Source organism: Nostoc sp., from assembly GCF_036917515.1.
Taxonomy (GTDB): Bacteria; Cyanobacteriota; Cyanobacteriia; order Cyanobacteriales; family Nostocaceae; genus Nostoc.
The window spans coordinates 1-4711 of sequence record NZ_JBALDE010000228.1 but is presented as its reverse complement, the minus strand read 5'-3'; the positions used below and the strand labels follow the sequence as shown (position 1 = coordinate 4711).

4 protein-coding genes are annotated in these 4711 nt (G+C 39.0%); all 4 read right to left on the bottom strand.

The window, feature by feature from the left end:
- Positions 1-247 precede the first annotated feature (247 nt).
- Positions 248-718 carry an NADAR family protein gene (locus V7K89_RS30125; RefSeq protein ID WP_335193873.1) on the bottom strand — a complete coding sequence of 157 codons (471 nt, stop codon included), beginning with the start codon at positions 716-718 and terminating at the stop codon, positions 248-250.
- Between the two features lie 45 nt (positions 719-763).
- Entirely contained in the window at positions 764-3118 is a 2355-nt protein-coding gene (locus V7K89_RS30120) for a ComEC/Rec2 family competence protein (RefSeq protein WP_335193871.1), read from the bottom strand.
- Positions 3119-3650: 532 nt separating this feature from the next.
- Positions 3651-4541 carry a glycine--tRNA ligase subunit alpha gene (glyQ, locus tag V7K89_RS30115; protein WP_335193870.1) on the bottom strand — a complete coding sequence of 297 codons (891 nt, stop codon included), beginning with the start codon at positions 4539-4541 and terminating at the stop codon, positions 3651-3653.
- Positions 4459-4711 (bottom strand): hypothetical protein (locus V7K89_RS30110; RefSeq protein WP_335193868.1); only part of this gene is annotated, 253 nt, incomplete at its 5' end. The genes V7K89_RS30110 and glyQ, both read right to left, overlap by 83 nt.

Here is a 4711-nt window from a genome sequence, read left to right as displayed (position 1 = left end):
CGTAGATCATAACTGTAAGGGTTTGCCATACGAATGCAGAAATCAATCACTTCTCTATATATTCTACGTCCTAACTAAGATGGCGACTGCTATATATAGCAATCGTTAATCGAGGCTTTCAGATTTATATTTATGAAGAGTAATAACTATATAGCAGTCTTAAAGCATTTGCGATCGTCTGTATTTATCATTTCTTCGTGTTCTCTACGTCTGGAATAGTTCGATTAAAAAACTATTTTATACAAGATTATTTAACAGTTTTATTATCAATATCTGCCCTATATGTATGGTGCAGGATATCCCGCACCTCCATTAAAATTTTTCCTAGCATATTTTTACCACTGCCATCGGCTCCGCAACCCCAATAAAAATCAATAGGTGAGTTTTCGACAATTTCTGCATTTCCTGTAGAAAGTAAAATATCTCTAATATCCGTATGAGTTTGAAATTTATATAGTACAGCTTGCCGCATGATATCGTCTTTAACTTGTTCCCAATCTTGACGTAGAGGACGGGTTCTCTCGCGCCCCATTCTTGCTGCATCTTTAGGTGTTTTAACTAGGCGGATTTGTTCTACATGAGGTGTACCCACAAACTTTTGCGCTTGAAAGTAATGTTCGCTAGTTGACCAATATAATCCATCTAATTCAAAGCCGTGGGACGAAAAGTTAGAGAAACAGCCATATTCTTCACGAGTACTATAAAAATAGATTGTCATAAGATTTGATACAACTTTTTTTAAATTACTAAATTTTTAAATTTTTTATAAAACAGATGATTTATTTTCGGTTGATTCAATAAATGCCTCAAACTGACCATTAGGAGTCCATTGAATAGCCCCATCTCGTCCTGTAAAGAATAGTTTAGTTTGGCTTTGATTCAGTTCAGATAAAGTTTTCGGATCGAAGTTGGCAGAAGAAGCGATCGCTACTTGTGGTTGCAGAGCAATAACTAAATCTTTCAATGACTCAGGGGCACACCAAAGTACTTGCGGGCGAGTCAAACTTCCATTTTTAACTAGTTGTTGTACCTCTTTAGATTTAACATTACCTACTAATAACCAATTCTGATCTAAAATTTGCAATTGCAAAATGGGTAATTGATCGTTAATTAATTGCGCTACTATCGAACCAGCTTTCACAGGTTGACCAACTGCCAAAGGTTGATATTTTCCTTGATGTTTTTGTAGTTCCTGTTGAATTGCCTGAGTTGTAATTGAATTATCTATTTGGGGTGAATATTCATAAAAATTATTGATTGGTAAACGTTGCATTAATTCCAACCAAGCATTACTTTCATTACCTTGAAAATCAGTTGCAATCGCCCAATTTATTTGATTTACACCCTGCTGTTGTAAAAAAGGTAAAATTGTAAAACGTCCTGTACCTTCATCACCACTGTTAATTACAGTTACAATACCTCGGTCTTGAATGACTACAATTGGTTCTGTCCCAGATTCTAAGACAGTTATCCTAACCAATGTATTTTGAGAATGCCAAAGTGGGATGAATACTAAACCAATTGCAATCATATTAGCAAACCACCACCGCCTTTGCCACCAAGGCACTAGCCAGACCAATATAATTAGGATATAAATCGCCAAAAGCTGCCAAGTAGATATGCTGCCCACAGCAACAGAATTTCCAGGCAAATTGCTAAAAAAATCTACTAGTTTAATTAACCAATCAGTAGGGTAATGTAACACTCCCGCTAGGAAGCTTCCTGCATCAGTCCAAACTAAACCTACTAACGCACTGATGATTCCACCTATACTAATGATCGAAATTAATGGAGTACTAATCACATTCAACAACAGACTATAAGATGGTACAACTCCAAAGATAAACAGTTGTACAGGTAAAGTCCAAATAGTGGCAGCTAGAGGAACAGCAATCAAAGCAGCGATCGCAGGTGGTAACCATGCTAGACGATTGACTAATGCAGGTACTGTTACAACTAATCCTAATGTTGCTAAAAAACTCAATTGAAAACCTAAATCCCAAATCCATAGAGGATTAAACACTAATAGCAGAGTTGCTGCTAATAGTAATGATCCGAACTGTTTTACCTTCCTTTTTAATAGCAAACCGACTAATGCCGCAAAACCCATAATTACAGCTCTGAGAACCGCAGGTTGAAACCCTGTTAAACTTAGAAAAATGATTAAAGCCAAAAAGCCAAGGGTAAATTGTGTTCCTTTTCTTGCTCGTCTTGTTAACTGTAAAATCACACTCAAAATCAAAGAAGTTTGGAACCCAGAAGCTGCTAAAGCATGAGCTAATCCAGCTTGTACAAATAAGTCACGGATATCATAAGGTAAATCAACAGCTTTGCTACCTAAAACCATTGCACTGACAAGAGGCCCTTCAGGGACACCCAACCAACGAACTTGTGATCGCACAATTCGCTCCCGAATTTGCCACCATCCCCATTTACGTTCCTGATCCAAAACATTTATCTGTCGCCCAATCAAACCAGTAAACGTTCCTTCTTGCTTGAGAAACTTCTGAAAATCGAAACCACCAGGATTGGAAGCCGCTTTTGGTTTGTATAAAATCCCAGTTACAGCAATTTGTTGACTAGGGTATAACCCAGTAGCCTGAAGTATAGGCACTGTCACATACAATTTGCCTATAACCCCTTGTGGAACACCCGCTGAACCTTTATCATTTTTGACTTCATCTAGCTGAGTCGCTTTCAGCCAAAATTGTCCTCGCTGACTGCGAGTTAAGCGAGGATTACTTGCCACTTCGCCGCGTACAATCACAAGTTGTTCTTGATTGCTGCTATTTCCAAGCGGGACGAACTGACTAATATCTTTTGCACCCGGTTGCGGCACTCGCCATTGAAAATATAGAGTTGCCAATAATCCCACCAAGCCAGCAGCTAGCCATATTCGAGGATGAGGAATAGTTTGCCAACTATTAGGTACTAACTTTGTTTTAATTGCAGCATTTTCTGATTTCTGAGCAAGTTGCCGTAAGATAGTGCGTCTTCTAAAGATAATTGCTCCCACTATCCCCAACCCCAAAATCCATACACCACCCCAAGGAACTGCTGTAAACAACAACCCAAAAATGTAGCCAAGACAAATAATTACACCACTGGTTTGAATCATAAGATTTTTTGTAAAAGCACCTGGCAACTGGAATTTGCACTTGACTTACAAAATAGTTAGAGCGGCAATAAAGAAAAATTGGCAATGCCGAATTTGGCTTAAAATTCAAAAAACAAATATTCCAAACTCTTATTATCTGCGTTTGGAGCGCCTCTGCATAAGGATTTTATCTCTTTAATCAGCAACGCCGAAAAATTTTATACTTGTGGTGAAGTATATTCCATCAAGTTTATACAAACAAAGCCCGCACAGGCGGGCCTTATACTTGTAGCCTTAATGTTTTGGACTCAAGATTTAAGGGTATTTCTGTCCTTTAGCAAAAGCCACATCATAAAGATATACCTAGCATAAACCTTAGTGCAACATGGATAAATAGAACACGAAATCGTAGTGAATTAAATTTGGCACAATTGTGCATACCTCCGGGAAAGAGAAGCGCTTATGGATTTACTTTGAGTTACTCTGCGTTTAAAAACCTCAATATTTTATACATAGGTATACTTAGCTTATGTAGTTACACCCTTTAAGAGATTCAGCTTCCTGTTGAACTCACAGTATCTTTGAGCAACGGAAAACCTAACTTCTCCCTTTGCTCAACATATAAATGAGCTACTTTCCTAGCCAAATGCCGAATCCTGGCAATATAGCGAGTCCTCTCTGTCACCGAAATTACACCTCTAGCATCCAGCAGATTAAATGTGTGCGAACACTTCATTACATAATCTAAGCTAGGCAAGACCAATGCTCGCTCTGTCAATTGGGTAGCTTCTTGCTCATACAAATTAAATAGTGTCAGTAGCAACTCAGGATTCGACGCTTCAAAGTTATAAATACACTGCTCAATCTCTCCCTGAAGGTAAATATCACCATAGGTAATGTTATCTGTCCACTGGATCTTTGTAAATGCTTCTACTTGCTGAAGATACATTGTCAGCCGCTCTAACCCGTATGTAATCTCAATCGACACCGGACGGCAATCAATTCCTCCACACTGTTGGAAGTAGGTAAATTGAGTAACTTCCATCCCATCTAACCATACTTCCCACCCAGTACCCCAAGCTCCTACTGTTGCATCTTCCCAGTTGTCCTCTACAAACCGAATATCGTGGTCTTCAGGACGGATACCTAAAGCCCTTAATGAATCAAGATAAATCTCCTGAATATTATCTGGTGAGGGCTTAATCAGAACTTGGTACTGATAATAGTGTTGGAAACGGTTGGGGTTTTCGCCGTAGCGTCCATCGGTAGGACGACGACAAGGTTCAACATAGGCAACAGCCCAAGGTTCTGGTCCCAAAGCTCTTAAAAAGGTCTGTGGGTTCTTAGTACCAGCCCCCTTTTCAATATCGTAAGGCTGGGCGATGAGACAACCGCGATCGCCCCAGAACTGATGCAATAAACTTATTACCGACTGAAAATTCACGCTTGTTCCATCCTTTATTAACACAGTGCATAAACCATTGTTGCTTACAACCCAGCACTGTAGATAGTTTCAGGAGACTCAAAAGATATCCCAAATAATTTGGGAAAAATAGTTGACACATGAAGATAGGTTCGCTATATTGAATAAGTGCTTGAAACGGAGCGCGAAAC

Excerpts from the sequence above, each read along its gene's own strand:
- V7K89_RS30125 (WP_335193873.1), bottom strand. The coding sequence starts at position 718 with ATGACAATCTATTTTTATAGTACTCGTGAAGAATATGGCTGTTTCTCT.
- V7K89_RS30120 (WP_335193871.1), bottom strand. The coding sequence starts at position 3,118 with ATGATTCAAACCAGTGGTGTAATTATTTGTCTTGGCTACATTTTTGGG.